1 protein-coding gene and 1 pseudogene are annotated in these 511 nt (G+C 38.2%); both read right to left on the reverse strand.

The window, feature by feature from the left end:
* The coding region (locus QD409_RS35800) for a hypothetical protein (protein ID WP_430765094.1) at positions 1-318 on the reverse strand (318 nt) is incomplete at its 3' end.
* Positions 315-511: pseudogene (locus QD409_RS35805) on the reverse strand (class C sortase); the annotation flags it as partial. The pseudogene QD409_RS35805 and the gene QD409_RS35800, both read right to left, overlap by 4 nt.

The following is a 511-nucleotide window of genomic DNA, read 5'->3' on the forward strand; positions in this document are numbered from 1 at the left end:
CATATAAATCGGCAGATTCTCACCGATTTTCGGCAGTTCTAAATAACCGATGATTTCATCTCCTGCTTCTCCTTGTTGATCTGCTTTATCTTCACCAAACGGATCAATTTGCCCATCTCCCCAATTCTCCATCTCTGCATTTAATATACTGGCAGACTCCTTCTCCACCGCAAACTTGCTGGCTACTGCTTGCTCATAATAGGAAGCTATTGCTCGATCACGTTTAAAGTCGTTATAGAAAATAATCCATTGCGGATATAAAAGAATACATAAACCAACAAGAAATATTGTCATTCCTATTATTTTTTTCAGCATCATTCCGTATCCCTTTTTGCCTTTCTTCTGTCCCTGATAATCAGAATGATAATGATCAATAAAATGAGTGCCAGCGAGATAATATACTCTAAATAGCGCATGAAAAATGACTCGATATCCATTGCCTCATCTGCTGATACGAATGGTATTCTATGCCCTCTGACAAGCATGCGATGTGTATTAATCATATAAGGCT

The organism is Rhizobium sp. BR 315, from assembly GCF_050577975.1.
GTDB classification, from domain to species: domain Bacteria; phylum Pseudomonadota; class Alphaproteobacteria; order Rhizobiales; family Rhizobiaceae; genus Rhizobium; species Rhizobium miluonense.